The organism is Prevotella sp. lc2012 (genome assembly GCF_900107065.1).
Classification (GTDB): Bacteria; Bacteroidota; Bacteroidia; order Bacteroidales; family Bacteroidaceae; genus Prevotella.
Genome location: NZ_FNUF01000003.1, coordinates 401,182 through 417,943 on the forward strand (window position 1 = coordinate 401,182; position 16,762 = coordinate 417,943).

Genomic DNA, 16,762 nt, shown 5'->3' on the forward strand with positions numbered 1-16,762 from the left:
GTTTTTATGATATTTAAAATGACGGTGCAAAGGTACGAAAAAGACATGAGAAATAAAAGGTATAAAGTAAAAAAAAGCTGTTTATCAAAAATTCATGTGCAAAAATCAAATAGTCATGGTAGGCTGATTGAAAATCCTGTACCTTTGCCATCAATTCATCCAACTGCTAATCAAATCAGGAAACAAAATGAAAAGCAAGAATTATTTCTTTGCGGTCGACTTGGGTGCTACCAGTGGCAGAACCATCATCGGAAGTATAGAAAACGGTTCTCTCACTCTGGAAGAGATTACCCGTTTTCATAATCACCTTATTGAACAGGGTGGGCATTTTTATTGGGACATCCATGCGCTCTACCTTGAAATGATAAGTGGTCTGAGAGAGGTGGTTAGACGAGACATCAAGATTACCAGTATCGGAATTGACACCTGGGGCGTAGATTTTGTGATGATCGGTGACGACGACGCCATCCTCAGGAATCCTCGTGCATACCGAGATCCTATCACCTTTAATGCCATGAACGATTACCTCAGGCAGGTTATATCGAAGAGAGAAATATACGACATCACGGGTATCCAGCTCATGAACTTCAACACGCTTTTCCAACTCTATGCCATGAGACAGGAAAAGAACTCCGCCTTGAATAGCACAAAAGAAATCCTATTCATGCCTGACGCTCTAAGTTGGATGCTTACTGGCAAGAAGGTCTGCGAGTATACTATCGCCTCAACGTCTCAGTTGTTGGATCCAAGGACGAAACAGTTTGACGAGCGGCTTCTGGACAGTCTTGCACTGGCCCAAAACACGTTTGGGAAGATGGTGGATCCCGGTACTGTTATTGGTACACTGACCGAAGAGGCACAACGACTGACCGGACTTGGTCCTGTGCCCGTGATTGCCGTTGCTGGTCATGACACAGGAAGTGCCGTTGCAGCTGTTCCTGCTAAGAATGAACGGTTTGCCTATCTTTCCAGTGGCACTTGGAGCCTGATGGGCATCGAAACAAAAGCCCCCATCATTAATGACCTGAGTTATGAACGTAATTTTACCAATGAAGGAGGTATAGAAGGAACGACTCGTTTTCTGAAGAACATCTGTGGAATGTGGCTCTATGAGTGTTGCCGTAAGGAATGGCCCGATGCCGTGAGAAGCCTCTCTCATCCCGAGTTACAGGGTTCTGCCATGAAAGCAGAGGCGTTCCGCTCTCTCATCAACCCTGATGATATCATGTTTGCTAATCCTACTTCGATGATTGAAGCCATCCAGAGCTATTGTCGCCAAACAAGGCAACCTATTCCAGAGACGCCGGCAGAGATCTGCCGTTGTATCTTCGACTCACTGGCCTTACGTTACCGTCAAGTGTTTCTGTGGCTGCGAGAGTTTGCCAATCAAAAATCGACGGCCGATGGCCATAAGTTAGATACCATTGATGTACTTCACATTATCGGTGGTGGGTCACAGAACAAATATCTAAACCAGTTCACCGCAAATGCCACAGGTACGACCGTCTTGGCCGGACCTCAAGAAGGCACCGCCATTGGCAACATCATGCTCCAGGCCAAAACCGCTGGACTGGTCAAAGACATCTGGGAAATGCGCCAGATTATCGCCAACAGTATTGAACTTGTGAGGTTCGAACCTACAGATAAGGACATTTGGGATCTTGCCTATGACAAATATCTCAGGGTCACAAAACGATAAGAATTCATTAATACATTATAAGAAACAAACTCTATGAAAGCAGATCTAATTGAAAAAGCGTATGCCGTAGCGAAAGAGCGCTATGCCGCTATCGGTATCGACACCGACGCCGTACTTGACAAGCTTCAGAAGCAACAGATATCCCTGCACTGCTGGCAAACCGACGATGTTGTCGGTTTTGAGCGTAATGAGGCACTCAGCGGCGGAATACAGACTACGGGAAACTATCCTGGTCGTGCCCGCAATATTGATGAGGTACGCCAGGACATTGAGTTCGTAAAGACCCTAATTGCTGGCAATCACCGTTTGAACCTCCATGAAATCTACGGTGACTTCGGAGGGCAATTCGTTGATCGCGACCAGGTGGAAGTAAAACATTTCCAAAGTTGGATTGACTGGGCAAAAGAGAATAACATGAAACTCGATTTCAATTCCACCTCATTCTCACATCCTAAGAGCGGCGAACTGACCCTCTCAAATCCCGACAAAGGTATTCGTGATTTCTGGATTGAACACACAAAGCGCTGCCGACATATCGCTGATGCGATGGGTAAGGCCCAGAACGATCCCTGTATCATGAACATCTGGGTACACGATGGTTCCAAGGACATCCCCGTTCAGCGCAAGAAATACCGTGAGATTCTAGCCTCATCACTCGATGAGATTATGACGGAGAAACTTGATGGTGTCAAAAACTGCTTCGAAGCAAAATTGTTCGGCATTGGACTTGAAAGCTATACTGTTGGGTCGCACGACTTCTACACAGCCTATTGCGCTACCCGCAAACAGATGTACACCCTTGACACCGGGCACTACGAGCCGACCGAAAACGTTAGCGATTTTGTTTCCACTCTGCTGATGTACGTACCCGAACTCATGCTGCATGTATCACGTCCTGTACGTTGGGACTCGGACCACGTTACCATCATGAACGACCAGACCCTCGACCTCTTCAAGGAGCTTGTCCGTTGCGACGCTCTTGACCGCGCCCATGTTGGCTTGGATTATTTTGACGCCAGCATCAATCGCATCGGTGCATACATCATCGGTACTCGTGCCACACAGAAATGCATCCTGCAGGCACTACTTGAGCCAAAAGCTAAGTTATGCGAGTATGAGGACAACGGCCAGAATTTTGAGCGTCTTGCTCTAATGGAGGAGGCCAAGAGCATGCCATTCGGTGCTGTATTCGACTACTTCAACCTGAAGAATAATGTACCTGTTGGCGAAGAATACATCGCAGCCATTCAACAATACGAGAAAAATGTTACTTCAAAAAGATAACAATTACGACGACTAAAACGATGATGTTATGAATATTATCATTGGTTTGTTCATCATTGCCATCGGTGCATTCTGCCAAAGCAGTTGTTACGTTCCCATCAACAAGATCAAAGATTGGTCATGGGAGTCGTATTGGGTTATACAAGGTGTGTTTGCTTGGCTAATACTGCCTTTTCTCGGTGCACTGTTGGCCGTACCGGCAGGGCACTCCCTTTGGGAACTGTTCACTACAGAACAGTCGTTCAACATATGGATGACCATCTTCTTTGGTGTGCTTTGGGGTATAGGTGGACTGACATTTGGTCTCTCCATGCGTTACCTTGGTGTAGCTCTCGGACAGTCGATAGCCCTCGGCACCTGTGCTGGTCTTGGGACTATTCTCGGACCTGTTTTACTCAACATTTTCTTCCCGGATCTCAATGCGTTGGAATCGTTGACATTCGCCGTCATTCTCGGTGTTGTTGTAACCCTTATTGGCATTGCCATCATTGGCATTGCCGGCTCAATGAAAGCGGCCACGCTTTCGGAGGAAGAGAAGAAAGCCGCCGTAAAAGACTTCAATTTCCCAAAAGGACTTGCGATTGCTTTGTTGGCAGGTTTCATGAGCGGATGCTTCAATGTTGGATTGGAGTTCGGCAAGGGCATTAATTTCGGTGAGTTGACAGCCCCCATGTATCGCACACTACCAGCTACGCTACTCGTCACCTTAGGAGGTTTCATCACCAATGCCATTTATTGTTTCTGGCAGAACCAGAAGAATGGCACATGGGGCGACTACAAGAAGACTGCCGTTTGGGGCAATAACCTATTGTTCTGTCTGTTGGCCGGCACATTATGGTACTCGCAGTTCTTTGGGCTAGCTCTTGGCAAAGGCTTTCTCGCCGAGTCGCCAACACTACTTACACTTGCGTTCTGTATTCTGATGGCTCTCAACGTTGTCTTCTCCAATGTCTGGGGCATCATCCTTAAGGAATGGAAGGGTTGTTCACAGAAGACGATCATCGTACTCACCATTGGTATTGTGGTGCTTGTCATCTCCTGTTTTCTTCCCCAACTAATCTGATATACAACCAGTTCATAAAAAAATCCTGAAATATTTGTATGTTTCAGGATTTTTTCATACCTTTGCAAACGGGATTATAGGATTCCCATGCGTTGCTAACATTATCTCTAAACTAAAAAACGAAAGACCAATGAAATCATTTCTTGTATCTTTTCTCACCATCGTATATGGTTTATTGACCTTGTGCAGTTGCGGCAAGGAAGTATTAATCGAGGATTCGGATGAAGCGAATAGTCGTCTGACAATCCAGACACGTGGAATCGACGATTCGGAAGATACCTTCATCGCGACCCCCGTCAGACTCTATGTATTCGCCTCTGATGGGAAATGTGTTACAATCCAGACACTTGAGGATGAGGAGACACCTTTCTCCATTGACCTGCCAGTAGGCGTATATGACATATATGCCATTGGTGGGGCAGAAGATAGTCGACTAGTCCTACCAACACAAGAAAATGCATCCAAGACATCCATCATCCGCCCCCAGGAAGGAAAAATGCTTGACGATCTGATGACAGGGCATGCTACGGTCACACTTTCTGCCAATGACACCAATCTATTGACATTGGGTATGGAGCGTAAGGTCATACGCATCAAAAGCATTGTCATCAAAGACGTACCAGACATGGTTACAGATGTCAGCGTGAGCATCTCACCCCTCTATGAGTCACTTTTGCTGAACAGAAGTTGGCAGGGAGAGAACGGCAGTATTACTATACCTTTGAAGAGACAGACGGACGGAAGCACCTGGAAAGAAAGGATAGCTGATATCTATGCCATGCCGTCAGTCGGTAAACCAACCATCACCGTAAACATCGGTAACAACCACTACTCATACACCTGTGCCGAGGAACTGACTGCCAACTACAAGATCAACATTGAAGGTCAGTATGCCGATAACCACTATGGCTCTAACGTGAGACTCAGCGGGACGATGACAGGGGTGACCTGGGCTGGAGAAAAATCTATTAAATTCCGTTTCGACGAGACAGGCAGCAAAAACCTGACAGACGACGATGATGAAGAAGAAGAAACAACAGTCTCGAACAACACTCTCAAAGCTGGTTCTTTCTACAAAGAATGCTATGTGCTAGCAGTGAATGGCAACCAAGTTACACTATTATCTCCGCTAAAAGAAAACAGGTTTCTAGAGACCAACGACTCCCAAAACGTTAAGGAAGAAAAAATAAAGGCAAGACTTGCAGAATGGACCGTTGACGGAATTGATGCAACGTGGAGGCTTCCGACCCTTTCAGAAGCGATACTTCTCTATGCCGCGAAAGACGCGAGGTATCCAAACGGTGCAAAAGTCATCTTCTTTATGAATAGTGCCAATAAAGCCAGTTACCTATATGACAACGGCAACTCCTATGCATGTTTCAGCGATAATTCTGGGGAAATAGAACTCAATAAGGACATCGCATCAATTGCATATCTCCGTCCCGTGACCACAATCACTTTCTAAGGACAATATATCTCAAAAAAGATCCTCAGAACATCACTGCTCCGAGGATCATCTTGATTATATATATTTAGTAGTTGTTTGTTTCCTTACCTCGGCAAGTTAAATGCCCGTGTCATCTCTGCCATCTGTTCATCACTCATACCCTCAGGCTCAAAACCCATGGCACGGGCATTGATATAGATCTTGGCACTCTTCGAGAGCACATCTATCTGATCAAAAGCATCCATGACATCAAGTCCCTTAGCGAAAACGCCATGTTTTTCCCACATTACGACATCATAGTCCTCCAACTCCTTCAATGTTGCATCCGCCAATTCTTTAGAACCTGGTAAGGTGTAGGGAACAATACCTAGACCTAATGGACAGAATGCCTTCGTCTCAGGAATCATGGACCACAAGATTTTGGTCAGCACATCCTTAGCGAGAAAAGTCCTATTGTGGCTCATCGCAACCAACTCGATAGGATGTGTATGAACTGTTGCCTTATAACTGCTTCCTGTTTCTATCAGACGGGCATGGACAGTCAAATGACTAGGTAACTCGCTCGTAGGCATGACCATCTGATCGGCAACAATCACATAGGAGGCGCAATCGTCGAGAATACGGATGATACTACCATTAGCCATTGGCCAACGAGCCAAATCACGCATACGCTTACCCGTTCCTTTACAATAGAAATAACATCCCTTCAAGGCAGGGAGCGTAACACCAATCGGCTTCACATCGCTGATTGCCGGCAGCCGGGCTATCTCATCATCGGCATACGCTGTGACGTTAACTGTGATATTACCACCGTTACGTTCAGCCCAACCATTCTGCCACAGATATCCTGCCACCTCTGCGACTTTATCTATCTCCGCCTTCAAAGACGGACGTCTTTCCAATATACTCTTCATGCCTCTATAAATATAAAAGGTGATGCAAAGGTAGTCCGAATTATAGGCAACCGACCACAATATTTGATATTTGAGCCCCAATTTATGATTTTTCATTTGATTTAAATCAATCTCCGAGGAAAAACTGGAAAAAATTTGGAGTTCCGCTCAAATTGCACTATCTTTGTAGCCACATATGAACAACAACCTACAAGAGACCAAGTGGAGTGAGAATGTGATATTGGTTGACGCTGATTACGTTGATAAAGTTGCATTTGACCTTATTGTGAACTTCGAGCGGATGATAGGACGTCGGATACCCAAAGCCGACTTTGCCAGATGGATAGACTGTGTCGCTCTTGATGGAGGAATCCGCGAAGGAGAGCATGAAACATTGGTTGTATTGATTCATCGGAAAGGAAGAGGAAATATGGAGAACTTTACACCAGGCAACTATGCTGAAGAGTTGAATGGAAAAGCATTCAAGGATCACCTCGGTGAGTTCTCCATTAGCGCCTATCCCATAGAGGATATCGCCGGAGGGGAAGATTTTTTCACGGAAATCTTGCAACTGACAGCCGCTCAGAAAGAGGTGCGTAGGATCATGGTCATACCCAATGCCGAAGATAACACCTTTCAGCAGGTACGTGAAGCACTCAACCGACTGGATGACGACGAAAAACGAATTACAGTCTTCGCCATGCAGCCAATGCCTGGAGGAAATTATCGTCAGGAAATACTTGGGTATTCGCTGATGGCTGCATTAGGGATTTCCTCTGCGGAGCTGAACGAAGTCAGTTAGTGGTTAGATGTTTTGAACTAACCAAGAACGGGATGCAAGAGAACTGAGTGAAAGAATCGTTGGATTAATACAGAGTAGACATAAATGGGAAAAGAATACAGACTTGACAGAGATTTTCGAGAGGATTTAGCTTCCAAAAAGACTGGGGAGCAAACGGACACCTTCCGTGACTTCTGACTTGCTCGGCGAAATAATCCTGTACAACAAACTATTAAAGATGAGGAATTAACAATGGGAAGAGTATTAATGATTGGCGCCGGAGGCGTTGCTACGGTGGCGGCATTCAAGATTGCGCAGAATGCTGACGTTTTTACAGACTTCATGATAGCTAGCCGTCGTAAGGCTAAGTGTGATAAGATTGTGGCGGATATCCATAAGGCAGGCTACGATATGGACATCAAGACAGCACAGGTTGATGCCGATGATGTGGAACAACTGAAGGCTCTCTTCTGTGACTACAAGCCAGAACTTGTTATCAACCTGGCCCTACCCTATCAGGATCTCACCATTATGGATGCCTGTCTCGCATGTGGTTGCAACTACCTTGATACGGCCAACTACGAGCCGAAGGATGAGGCACACTTCGAATACTCCTGGCAATGGGCTTACAAAGACCGCTTCGAGCAGGCTGGTCTGACAGCGATTCTTGGCTGTGGTTTCGACCCAGGTGTCAGTGGTGTATATACGGCCTATGCCGCCAAGCATCATTTCGACGAGATCCATTATCTCGACATCGTCGATTGTAACGCAGGTGATCATCATCATGCCTTCGCAACGAACTTCAATCCGGAAATCAACATCCGGGAAATCACCCAGAAAGGACTCTATTATAAGGACGGGCAGTGGATTGAGACCGAGCCACTTGAGATTCACAAGCCCCTGACTTACCCCAATATCGGTCCGCGTGAGAGTTATCTGTTGCACCATGAGGAGCTGGAATCGCTTGTCAAAAACTATCCGACCATTAAGCAAGGACGTTTCTGGATGACCTTCGGCGAACAATACTTGAAGCATCTTGACGTGATTCAGAACATCGGTATGAGTCGTATTGATGAGATTGAATATGAGGCGCCACTCGCTGATGGCTCAGGAAAAACTGCCAAGGTAAAAATAGTACCCCTGCAGTTCCTAAAGGCCGTTCTGCCAAATCCGCAAGACCTAGGTGAGAATTACGAGGGAGAGACCTCTATCGGTTGCCGCATCCGTGGTATCAAAGACGGGAAAGAACACACCTACTACGTATACAACAACTGTAAGCATCAGGAGGCATATAAGGAAACTGGTATGCAGGGTGTAAGCTATACCACTGGCGTACCTGCCATGATTGGTGCCATGATGTTTATCAAAGGCATCTGGAAGAAGCCTGGTGTTTGGAACGTAGAGGATTTCGATCCCGATCCTTTCATGGAGCAACTCAACAAGCAAGGACTCCCTTGGCACGAAGTGTTCGACGGAGACCTGGAACTATAATTTATAACGCTTAAATTTAAAAAACTATGGCAAAAGAAGAAACGATGAGCCCTCAGGAGGGCAAGTTAAAAGCCTTACAGGCAGCCATGTCGAAGATTGAAAAAGACTTCGGCAAAGGCTCCATCATGAGAATGGGTGACGAACAGATTGAAAACGTAGAGGTAATCCCAACAGGAAGTATTGGTCTGAATGCTGCACTTGGTGTAGGTGGTTATCCCAAGGGAAGAATCATTGAGATCTTTGGCCCTGAGTCATCTGGTAAGACCACGCTTGCTATTCATGCTATCGCTGAGGCGCAGAAAGCCGGTGGTATCGCTGCCTTCATTGATGCAGAGCATGCCTTCGACCGTTTCTATGCAGAGAAATTGGGCGTAGACATCAAAAACCTGTATGTCTCACAGCCAGACAATGGTGAGCAGGCTTTGGAGATTGCCGATCAACTAATCCGATCATCGGCCATTGATATTATCGTCATCGACTCCGTTGCCGCCCTGACACCAAAGAAAGAGATTGAGGGTGACATGGGTGACTCTGCCGTCGGTCTACAAGCGCGACTGATGAGTCAGGCGCTTAGGAAGCTGACATCAACCATTTCAAAGACGAATACCACATGTATCTTCATCAACCAGTTGCGCGAGAAGATTGGTATCATGTTTGGTAACCCGGAGACGACTACAGGTGGTAATGCACTGAAGTTCTATGCTTCCGTCCGTCTGGATATCCGCAAGTCATCTGTCATCAAAGATGGTGATGAAGTGATAGGAAGCCTCACCAAGGTAAAGGTCGTTAAGAACAAGGTGGCACCTCCCTTCCGTCGCTGTGAATTTGAGATTCTCTTCGGAGAAGGCATCTCAAAGATTGGTGAGATCGTTGATCTCGGCGTCGAATATGGTCTCATCAAGAAGAGCGGTTCGTGGTTCTTCTATCAGGATTCCAAACTGGCACAGGGTCGTGATGCCACAAAAGAATTGCTGAAAGACAATCCTGAACTTTGCGAAGAGTTGGAGGCACAGATTATGCAAGCCATCTCCGACAAAAAGTAAAAGTCCGTTAATAAGCAAATAATAATCAGAGCCGCCCTTATAGGACGGCTCTGATTATTATCGTATAGATTAAGAGCTTTTCTCTCGCACAAAGCCTGACTATTTGCGTCTAACGACTTTACGCTTATTACCAGTTACCTTCTTGGCTACAGGGAGATCCTTGGTCGTAGTCTTGAACACAGCACCAGATCCATCGAAGTCAACATGCAACTGTTTGTTATTTGAGCGATTATATATCCAACGATACTGACCATTATCAAAATGCTCTACCTTATCAGGCTCACCTGCAGCCAGCATCGTCTCATCCTCAGAGAAGCCGATACCCACATGCCCGACACGAATCATGCTACGGCTCGTCTCCGTGGTCTGTACATTCTTACCAGGACCTGGAGCAAAGAGATATGAGAAGTAATCATCAGGCTCTTCCACGAAATCATCTGAGCTACCAGCCAATCCCTTCCTGTCAAGAGTCACATCCTTATAGAAATAAGTACCTAGGATGGTGCTCTTCAACTTCACAGTAAACTTGGTATCAGCCTTATGAGGTGTAATTGACTCAATCTGATAACCTGTCAGGCGCGGGATATTCTGAGTTTTCTTTGTAGTCTCGTTAAGCATCTTCGTTGGGAACTTCGTATGAATGACACGGCCAACAAAAGCTTTGTAATTATAGCTGTTGACTGCCATAATGTCATCCACCAACTCGAAGGAGTTTCCAAACAGATGTTTTGTGTTATCCATGATGAACTCATCATCACGCATACCACTATTGGTTTTCGAGATAGCCACATTCTGAAAGAACTCATTACCGTTCTTGTCCTCAACGATAATTTTCACGGGGAAGCTACGCGTCCCGACTCCAACAGCTGTCACTTTCACCTCCATATCCTTATCGACTGTCACCTCTTGGAATCCGTCGCCATCGACTTCCGTATCAACGAAGAAATGCTGTGTCTTGGTGTAAAGCGTCTTGCCCATCAGTTTCTCTCGGGCTATATCCACATCACCCAGATAAGCCAGCGTCGGCACACCGAGCTTGCCATAGCAATAGTCCTCAAAGGAACCGTTCGGTATTTCGTAATAATACTCTTTGTTATTATCTGGACAGAAGAAGTTGATCCGCGAATGACCATCTAGACTCTCACTGTGACCTTTGTAAATCATGATCTTATGCTTCAAAGGCATACTGCTCACATCCTTACCTGTAGCGACATCTGTGAAAGTCTTCACCACTAAATCATATTTCTCTGGCAGAACCATAAACTTCATGCCCTCCTCCCAATCACAGAGGCTATAGAACCTAAAATTCTGACTAATAAAGTCGCGAGCGGCCTCATCCTCCTCTTGCATACCAAGCTGTCCGCCCTCCATCTGAGTCTGAGCCTTTTTCTTAGCACCACGGGTCTTCACGATGTAAGGGTTTTCCTGAGCCGTAGCTGCCAAAAACAGGAAAGCCATACAGGTTGTCAAAAAAGTCTTCTTCATTTTTATCTATAGTTTTAAATGTAGAATTATGGTTGCAAAGATAAGTCAAATCATGCGAATATCCAAATTTTATGTGCCAAAATGACGTGACAAAAAACATTTTTCCTGAAAAAAGTCATTTTGGCACATGCTTTGCAATCAAATCTGTGACATCTTATTGGCTATCAGCCTGAGATTAACAAACATGTAACATTAAATAATATTAGAATATGGGAAAGATTATTGGAATTGACTTAGGAACAACAAACAGTTGCGTTGCCGTTTTCGAGGGTAACGAGCCTGTTGTGATTGCCAACAGCGAAGGTAAGCGTACGACTCCTTCTGTTGTAGGTTTTGTTGAGAACGGCGAGCGTAAGATCGGTGACCCTGCCAAGCGTCAGGCCATCACCAATCCAAAGAACACCGTTTACAGTATCAAGCGTTTCATGGGTGAGAACTGGCAGCAGACAGAGAAAGAGATTTCTCGTGTGCCTTATACCGTTGTCAACGAGGGTGGCTATCCCCGTGTCGACATCAACGGCCGTAAGTACACGCCACAGGAGATTTCCGCTATGGTACTGCAGAAGATGAAGAAGACCGCCGAGGACTATCTTGGTCAGGAGGTGACAGATGCAGTGATTACCGTACCTGCCTACTTCTCCGACTCTCAGCGTCAGGCCACCAAAGAGGCTGGTCAAATTGCCGGTCTTAACGTAAAGCGTATCGTCAATGAGCCCACAGCAGCCGCTCTGGCTTATGGTGTAGATAAGGCTAACAAGGATATGAAGATTGCCGTATTCGACCTCGGTGGTGGTACATTCGATATCTCCATCCTCGAGTTCGGTGGTGGCGTTTTCGAGGTGCTCTCTACCAATGGTGACACACATCTTGGTGGTGACGACTTCGACCAAGTGATTATCGACTGGTTGGTTCAGGAGTTCAAGAACGACGAGGGTGCCAATCTGAAAGATGACCCCATGGCCATGCAGCGCCTGAAGGAGGCTGCCGAGAAGGCTAAGATCGAGTTGTCTTCAAGCACCTCTACCGAGATTAACCTGCCTTATATCATGCCTGTGGCTGGTGTACCTAAGCACCTGGTGAAGACTCTCACACGTGCGAAGTTCGAGCAGTTGGCTCACGACCTCATCCAGGCCTGTCTGGCTCCATGTCAGAAGGCAATGGCTGATGCAAAGTTGAGTACAGCCGATATCGACGAGGTGATTCTCGTAGGTGGTTCAAGCCGTATCCCCGCTGTGCAGACGCTGGTGAAGAACTATTTCGGCAAGGAGCCCTCAAAGGGTGTGAACCCTGATGAGGTGGTAGCCGTTGGTGCTTCGATCCAGGGTGCCATCCTGAATAAGGAAGGTGGCGTAGGCGACATCGTACTGCTCGATGTGACTCCGCTGACACTGGGTATCGAGACCATGGGTGGTGTAATGACCAAGTTGATCGAGGCCAACACAACCATTCCTTGCAAGAAGAGCGAGGTATTCTCTACCGCAGCTGACAACCAGACAGAGGTGACCATCCACGTACTGCAGGGTGAGCGTCCGATGGCTGCTCAGAACAAGAGTATCGGCCAGTTCAATCTGACAGGCATCGCTCCTGCCCGTCGTGGTATTCCTCAGATTGAGGTGACCTTCGACATCGATGCCAACGGTATTCTGAAAGTATCTGCCAAGGATAAGGCTACAGGCAAGGAGCAGGCTATCCGCATCGAGGCTTCATCAGGTCTGTCACAGGACGAGATCAATCGCATGAAGGCAGAGGCCGAGCAGAACGCAGAAAACGATAAGAAAGAGCGTGAACGTGTCGACAAACTGAATCAGGCTGACTCTATGATCTTCCAGACCGAGAATCAGTTGAACGAGTTGGGCGACAAGATCCCTGCTGATCACAAGCCCGCTATCGAGCAGGCTCTCCAGCAGTTGAAGGATGCCCACAAGGCAGGTGACGTGGCAGCTATCGACGCCGCCATCGCAGCCCTCAACACGGCATGGCAGACCGCCTCACAGCAGATGTACCAGCAGGCAGGTCCTCAGCCTGGAGCCGACGCAGGTCAGCAGCAGGCCAACAACCAGCAGACTGGTGGTACCGACGAAACCATTCAAGACGCTGATTTCGAGGAGGTTAAGTAAACTAACAATTAAGTTGGAATTCACATTCCTACGATATAACAGAAAGCGTGCAGTCTTTTGACTACACGCTTTTTTTTGCTTCATAACACTGGACTACAACTTAATCCCATATTTTACAATCCGCTCTTCCATCATCTTATCTGGCATGAATCGGAGAAGTGTCTTCGTAATAGTATTGAGCATCGACTGACGAATGTAGTCCTCACGAATATAAAGCGACACTCGACGTTGCGACAAATAGTCGCCTTCTATTCGACGCACGTTTTCGCGTTGCTTGTCAGACAGAAAAGGCAGATGCATCTCTGGGATAATCGTAAAACCACCATTCTCATCAACGATGCGAATAAGTGTATCTATACTCCCAGCCTCATAGACATGCCGCCCTTTGGTTCTGGCCTTGCAGAAGCTGAAAGCGCTCTCACGAAGACACTGCGCTTCTTTCATCACCCACATCTTCTCATGCTCTAGGTTCTCTGGTCTGAAGACAGGTAGTTTGCGCCAACAGTGCTCTGACAGATACACCATGAATCGCTCCGTATAAAGTGGTATCTCCAACACACCCTGTCGCATATTCCCACTGATAGCGATACCTGCATCCAGATGCCCTAACAACAATTCGTTTAGCATCGCATCTGTCTTCAGTTCCATGACACGAAGCTTGACTGACGGATAGTCCTCCACATAATGCCTAATAAACTTCGGCAGGATATAAGGGGCGATGGTTGGTCCTATAGCCAACAACAGTTCTCCCGCTATGCTACCTTTGTCCTCGTTGACCAACCATGTTATACGCTCGGCCTCCGCAATGGTGCGCTCGGCTTGCCGTATGATTTTCTCGCCACTAGATGTTGGTTGCACACTTTTGTTGCTGCGCTCGAAGATACGGACATCAAGTTCTTCTTCCAGCTTCACCAGCATAGCACTCAGCGTAGGCTGTGAGATACCACAAGCATCTGCAGCTTTGGCAAAATTGCGATAGCGGTTGATCGCCACGATGTATTTCAGCTGTTGTAATGTCATGTTTCCTTGTTTTACAATAGACAATATCGATGCAAAGATAGAAAAATTAGTTCATGTATCTATCATTTTCTTCGTATTTTTGCAATCGCATTAGAAATCATTCACATAAGTGGGTTCAAATGAAAACCAAATCAGAAAACATTATGGAACAGAAGAATAACAAGAAACTATTTCATCGTCATTTCGAGACTCCAGGACGGCCGCTCTACTGGATTCTCTTCGCATATCTCGTCGTGGGTTGGTTCTATCCAGCGATCGGACTGGTTGCCCTCATCTGCATGATCGGCCCCGTACTGACATCCATCTGGCGAGGACGTTTCTGGTGCGGTCACGTATGCCCTCGTGGCAGCATGTACGACCGTCTGCTCTCAAGATACTCGCCCCACAAGCCCATCCCCCAGTTTGTACGCTCCTCTGGTTTCCGGCTGTTTATGGTACTTTTTATTTTCACGATGTTTGGTATCCAGTTGAGCTTCGCCAAGAGCTGGAGTGACGTAGGACGCGTGTTTTGGACCATCATCCTCACGACCACCATCGTTGGCATCATTTTGTCGTTCATCTACGCACCTCGTACATGGTGCAGTTTCTGTCCGATGGGCACCATCTCCAGATGGGTAGCGCCCAAGAAGCTACCACTGCCAAAAGCATTCACCAACATCCATGTCAGCAGTGCCTGTCAGATGAAGTGCAAAAGCTGCGCTCGCGTCTGTCCGATGCAGCTCACCCCCTACGACTCTCGTGGCGAGGCCGTAGGCTATCTGCATCCCGATTGCATCAAGTGCGGCAAGTGCACAATGGCCTGTCCTTCGAAGATTATGGAATTACGCAAATAAACAGCAATCATCAGGAGTCCGCATAAGCGATATGCTTATGCGGACTCTTTTCGCACATCTGAGATGTGTACCTCCACTGCTTCCCCTGAGAGCAACAATATAGCCCAAGCCTTTACGAAAATAAAACATTTTTCAAAAAAGCGTCACGTATTTGGAGCAACTCGACAAATAATCCGTATCTTTGTAGCCGCTATGAAGATGGTTAAGAACAGCGAGCTGCTCCTTTCCTATATCCGTGAGGGACGCACGATGACTCGGCGCGAGAAGCTCTGGCTCATCGTGAGCCTGAGTATTCCCTCAATCCTTGCACAGATATCAGCCACGGTGATGTTCTTCATCGATGCCTCGATGGTAGGTCATCTGGGTGCGAAGGCATCGGCAGCCATCGGTCTGGTGGAGTCGACCGGATGGCTGTTGGGAGGACTGGCTTCGGCGGCAAACATGGGTTTCTCTGTTCAGGTGGCTCACTTCATAGGCGCCAACGACTTTGAGGCTGCGAGGAGAGTGTTACGCCAGTCGCTCGTCTGCTGTCTCGTATGGAGCCTCATCATCTCTGTCACGGCTATCGGTATCGCCCCCTTCCTCCCCTATTGGATCGGAGGATCAGAGGAGATCGCGCACGATGCCTCACTTTACTTCGCCATCATCGGACTGGCAGGGATTTTCTTCCAAATGGAAGGACTGGCGGGCTCGATGCTGAAGTGTTCTGGCAATATGAAGATTCCAAGCATCCTAAACATCGGTATGTGCCTGATGGACGTGGTGTTTAACTTCTTCTTCATCTATGTGCTCGACATGGGAGTGAAGGGTGCAGCCATGGGAACAGGACTGGCAGAACTGGTCACTGCTGCCTTGATGCTGTACTTCCTACTCTACCGATCGAAGATGCTCTCGCTCATAGGACGACCAGGCTCCTTCAAACCAAGGTCCAACACTGTACGGACAGCCTTTAAGATAGGAGCTCCGATGGGACTCCAGCACCTGCTGATGGGCTCAGCCCAGATCGTGAGCACTCTCATCGTGGCTCCTCTGGGAACAGTGGCCATCGCAGCCCACTCACTGGCCATCACAGTCGAGAGCCTCTGTTATATGCCAGGCTACGGCACTGCCGAGGCCGCCACGACGCTGGTGGGACAAGGCATCGGAGCCGGACAGAAGGCGCTGACACGCTCATTCGCCAGAATGTCTGTAGGACTGGGTATCACGGTGATGACGGTCATGGGCATGCTGATGTGGCTCTTCGCCCCAGAGTTGATGGCATTGATGTCGCCTGTCGAAGAAGTCATCAATCTCGGTTCCCATATTCTCCGCATCGAGGCATGGGCTGAGCCGATGTTCGCTGCTGCCATCGTTATCAACGGCGTGTTTATCGGGGCTGGCGACACGCTGATCCCTGCTGTGATGAGCCTCTGCTCGATGTGGTTCGTGCGCCTGACCCTCGCGGCCTCGTTCGCGCCCAAGTATGGACTGAAGGGTGTGTGGACTGCCATGGCCATCGAACTGACCTTCCGGGGTAGTATCTTCCTAGCCCGTCTCTTCAAAGGCGGATGGGCTGACAAGCTGAATCTACATAAAAACGAAAACAAATAGCCCAAACCATTAGAGT

General features: G+C 47.4%; 13 protein-coding genes. 10 read left to right on the plus strand and 3 right to left on the minus strand.

The window, feature by feature from the left end:
• The first annotated feature begins 187 nt into the window (after positions 1–187).
• The 4 genes from BLU99_RS08260 (at position 188) to BLU99_RS08275 (ending at position 5,511) form a co-directional block, all read left to right on the plus strand.
• Positions 188–1,699, plus strand: a complete 1,512-nt coding sequence (locus BLU99_RS08260) for a rhamnulokinase (protein ID WP_091900953.1) — start codon at positions 188–190, stop codon at positions 1,697–1,699.
• A gap of 33 nt (positions 1,700–1,732) precedes the next feature.
• A complete protein-coding gene (locus BLU99_RS08265; RefSeq protein ID WP_091900954.1) occupies positions 1,733–2,983 on the plus strand; it encodes an L-rhamnose isomerase in 1,251 nt (416 codons plus the stop codon).
• A 28-nt stretch (positions 2,984–3,011) separates the two neighbouring features.
• Entirely contained in the window at positions 3,012–4,046 is a 1,035-nt protein-coding gene (locus BLU99_RS08270; protein ID WP_091900955.1) for an L-rhamnose/proton symporter RhaT, read from the plus strand.
• Positions 4,047–4,176: 130 nt separating this feature from the next.
• A complete protein-coding gene (locus BLU99_RS08275) occupies positions 4,177–5,511 on the plus strand; it encodes a FimB/Mfa2 family fimbrial subunit (protein ID WP_091900956.1) in 1,335 nt (444 codons plus the stop codon).
• Positions 5,512–5,597: 86 nt separating this feature from the next.
• Here BLU99_RS08275 and rhaD read toward each other — a convergent pair whose 3' ends face one another.
• A complete protein-coding gene (rhaD, locus tag BLU99_RS08280) occupies positions 5,598–6,407 on the minus strand; it encodes a rhamnulose-1-phosphate aldolase (protein ID WP_091900958.1) in 810 nt (269 codons plus the stop codon).
• A 175-nt stretch (positions 6,408–6,582) separates the two neighbouring features.
• On the opposite strand from rhaD, the gene BLU99_RS08285 reads away from it, so the two are divergent.
• The 3 genes from BLU99_RS08285 to recA all read left to right on the plus strand — a co-directional run bounded on the left by BLU99_RS08285 (position 6,583) and on the right by recA (position 9,701).
• Positions 6,583–7,188: a DUF6621 family protein gene (locus BLU99_RS08285; RefSeq protein WP_091900959.1), complete on the plus strand. Its 606-nt coding sequence runs from the start codon at positions 6,583–6,585 to the stop codon at positions 7,186–7,188.
• A 231-nt stretch (positions 7,189–7,419) separates the two neighbouring features.
• Complete coding sequence (locus tag BLU99_RS08290) at positions 7,420–8,658, plus strand: saccharopine dehydrogenase family protein (protein ID WP_091900960.1); 1,239 nt, start codon at positions 7,420–7,422, stop codon at positions 8,656–8,658.
• Positions 8,659–8,684: 26 nt separating this feature from the next.
• Positions 8,685–9,701: a recombinase RecA gene (recA, locus tag BLU99_RS08295; protein WP_091900961.1), complete on the plus strand. Its 1,017-nt coding sequence runs from the start codon at positions 8,685–8,687 to the stop codon at positions 9,699–9,701.
• A 99-nt stretch (positions 9,702–9,800) separates the two neighbouring features.
• On the opposite strand, the gene BLU99_RS08300 is transcribed toward recA, so the two are convergent.
• Positions 9,801–11,186, minus strand: coding sequence for a hypothetical protein (locus tag BLU99_RS08300; RefSeq protein ID WP_091900963.1), 1,386 nt, complete (start codon positions 11,184–11,186; stop codon positions 9,801–9,803).
• 209 nt (positions 11,187–11,395) lie between these two features.
• On the opposite strand from BLU99_RS08300, the gene dnaK reads away from it, so the two are divergent.
• Positions 11,396–13,303, plus strand: coding sequence for a molecular chaperone DnaK (gene dnaK / locus BLU99_RS08305; RefSeq protein ID WP_091900964.1), 1,908 nt, complete (start codon positions 11,396–11,398; stop codon positions 13,301–13,303).
• A gap of 93 nt (positions 13,304–13,396) precedes the next feature.
• On the opposite strand, the gene BLU99_RS08310 is transcribed toward dnaK, so the two are convergent.
• Positions 13,397–14,323, minus strand: a complete 927-nt coding sequence (locus tag BLU99_RS08310; RefSeq protein WP_091900966.1) for a LysR substrate-binding domain-containing protein — start codon at positions 14,321–14,323, stop codon at positions 13,397–13,399.
• Between the two features lie 143 nt (positions 14,324–14,466).
• Between BLU99_RS08310 and BLU99_RS08315 the strand changes: the two genes are divergently transcribed.
• Positions 14,467–15,156, plus strand: a complete 690-nt coding sequence (locus BLU99_RS08315) for a 4Fe-4S binding protein (RefSeq protein ID WP_091901145.1) — start codon at positions 14,467–14,469, stop codon at positions 15,154–15,156.
• A gap of 192 nt (positions 15,157–15,348) precedes the next feature.
• A complete protein-coding gene (locus BLU99_RS08320) occupies positions 15,349–16,746 on the plus strand; it encodes an MATE family efflux transporter (RefSeq protein ID WP_091900968.1) in 1,398 nt (465 codons plus the stop codon).
• The last annotated feature ends 16 nt before the right edge of the window (positions 16,747–16,762 follow it).

Coding starts and splice junctions, on each gene's coding strand:
- rhaD (WP_091900958.1), bottom strand. CDS start 6,407: ATGAAGAGTATATTGGAAAGACGTCCGTCTTTGAAGGCGGAGATAGAT.
- BLU99_RS08260 (WP_091900953.1), top strand. CDS start 188: ATGAAAAGCAAGAATTATTTCTTTGCGGTCGACTTGGGTGCTACCAGT.
- BLU99_RS08275 (WP_091900956.1), top strand. CDS start 4,177: ATGAAATCATTTCTTGTATCTTTTCTCACCATCGTATATGGTTTATTG.
- BLU99_RS08285 (WP_091900959.1), top strand. CDS start 6,583: ATGAACAACAACCTACAAGAGACCAAGTGGAGTGAGAATGTGATATTG.
- BLU99_RS08265 (WP_091900954.1), top strand. CDS start 1,733: ATGAAAGCAGATCTAATTGAAAAAGCGTATGCCGTAGCGAAAGAGCGC.
- BLU99_RS08270 (WP_091900955.1), top strand. CDS start 3,012: ATGAATATTATCATTGGTTTGTTCATCATTGCCATCGGTGCATTCTGC.
- BLU99_RS08320 (WP_091900968.1), top strand. CDS start 15,349: ATGAAGATGGTTAAGAACAGCGAGCTGCTCCTTTCCTATATCCGTGAG.
- BLU99_RS08310 (WP_091900966.1), bottom strand. CDS start 14,323: ATGACATTACAACAGCTGAAATACATCGTGGCGATCAACCGCTATCGC.
- BLU99_RS08290 (WP_091900960.1), top strand. CDS start 7,420: ATGGGAAGAGTATTAATGATTGGCGCCGGAGGCGTTGCTACGGTGGCG.
- BLU99_RS08300 (WP_091900963.1), bottom strand. CDS start 11,186: ATGAAGAAGACTTTTTTGACAACCTGTATGGCTTTCCTGTTTTTGGCA.
- recA (WP_091900961.1), top strand. CDS start 8,685: ATGGCAAAAGAAGAAACGATGAGCCCTCAGGAGGGCAAGTTAAAAGCC.
- BLU99_RS08315 (WP_091901145.1), top strand. CDS start 14,467: ATGGAACAGAAGAATAACAAGAAACTATTTCATCGTCATTTCGAGACT.
- dnaK (WP_091900964.1), top strand. CDS start 11,396: ATGGGAAAGATTATTGGAATTGACTTAGGAACAACAAACAGTTGCGTT.